We start from the raw sequence: 1,811 nt of genomic DNA, 5'->3' as shown, positions 1-1,811 counted from the left end.
CGTAGGGCTCCTTTCTAGGGGGTACCGCGGAAGAGATTCCTTTGGAAAACATTTAAACAACAAAGCAAGTCAGTAATGATTTGTTCTGTCAGTTTCAAACTTGCAGATTGTTCGCCTATTCCGGTGGCTTTCTGCACTAGATGTGCCGGTCACTTCGGTGGTCGTGCAGTCAAACATTTACGGAGAGTTTGATCCTGGCTCAGGACGAACGCTGGCGGCGTGCTTAACACATGCAAGTCGAACGGTGATGAGGAGCTTGCTTCTCTGATCAGTGGCGAACGGGTGAGTAACACGTGAGCAATCTGCCCTTGACTCTGGGATAAGCGTTGGAAACGACGTCTAATACCGGATACGACCTTGGAAGGCATCTTCTGGGGTGGAAAGAATTTTGGTCAAGGATGAGCTCGCGGCCTATCAGCTAGTTGGTGAGGTAATGGCTCACCAAGGCGACGACGGGTAGCCGGCCTGAGAGGGTGACCGGCCACACTGGGACTGAGACACGGCCCAGACTCCTACGGGAGGCAGCAGTGGGGAATATTGCACAATGGGCGAAAGCCTGATGCAGCAACGCCGCGTGAGGGACGACGGCCTTCGGGTTGTAAACCTCTTTTAGTAGGGAAGAAGCGTAAAAGTGACGGTACCTGCAGAAAAAGCACCGGCTAACTACGTGCCAGCAGCCGCGGTAATACGTAGGGTGCAAGCGTTGTCCGGAATTATTGGGCGTAAAGAGCTCGTAGGCGGTTTGTCGCGTCTGCTGTGAAAACCCGAGGCTCAACCTCGGGCCTGCAGTGGGTACGGGCAGACTAGAGTGCGGTAGGGGAGATTGGAATTCCTGGTGTAGCGGTGGAATGCGCAGATATCAGGAGGAACACCAATGGCGAAGGCAGATCTCTGGGCCGTAACTGACGCTGAGGAGCGAAAGCATGGGGAGCGAACAGGATTAGATACCCTGGTAGTCCATGCCGTAAACGTTGGGAACTAGATGTGGGGACCATTCCACGGTCTCCGTGTCGCAGCTAACGCATTAAGTTCCCCGCCTGGGGAGTACGGCCGCAAGGCTAAAACTCAAAGGAATTGACGGGGGCCCGCACAAGCGGCGGAGCATGCGGATTAATTCGATGCAACGCGAAGAACCTTACCAAGGCTTGACATATAGAGGAAACGGTTGGAAACAGTCGCCCCGCAAGGTCTCTATACAGGTGGTGCATGGTTGTCGTCAGCTCGTGTCGTGAGATGTTGGGTTAAGTCCCGCAACGAGCGCAACCCTCGTCCTATGTTGCCAGCACGTAATGGTGGGAACTCATGGGATACTGCCGGGGTCAACTCGGAGGAAGGTGGGGATGACGTCAAATCATCATGCCCCTTATGTCTTGGGCTTCACGCATGCTACAATGGCCGGTACAAAGGGCTGCAATACCGCAAGGTGGAGCGAATCCCAAAAAGCCGGTCTCAGTTCGGATTGAGGTCTGCAACTCGACCTCATGAAGTCGGAGTCGCTAGTAATCGCAGATCAGCAACGCTGCGGTGAATACGTTCCCGGGCCTTGTACACACCGCCCGTCAAGTCATGAAAGTCGGTAACACCCGAAGCCAGTGGCCTAACCCGCAAGGGGAGGAGCTGTCGAAGGTGGGATCGGTGATTAGGACTAAGTCGTAACAAGGTAGCCGTACCGGAAGGTGCGGCTGGATCACCTCCTTTCTAAGGAGCACAGCACCTCTCCTCTGTATACAGGGAGATCACGGTGCCAAGCCATTTCGGGAGCACATGTTTCCCGGTGGCGCTCATGGGTGGAACATTGACATTGATGCAAG

General features: G+C 54.7%; 1 rRNA gene. It reads left to right on the top strand.

The features are described from left to right. Positions 1 to 176: 176 nt before the first annotated feature. Positions 177 to 1,698, top strand: a 16S ribosomal RNA gene (locus tag E3T34_RS04420). The last annotated feature ends 113 nt before the right edge of the window (positions 1,699 to 1,811 follow it).

Origin of the sequence: Cryobacterium sp. TMT1-62 (assembly GCF_004403145.1) — a bacterium.
Lineage (GTDB): Bacteria > Actinomycetota > Actinomycetes > Actinomycetales > Microbacteriaceae > Cryobacterium > Cryobacterium sandaracinum.
The sequence above is the reverse complement of the archived record's forward strand: the minus strand, read 5'-3'. Positions and strand labels throughout refer to the sequence as shown.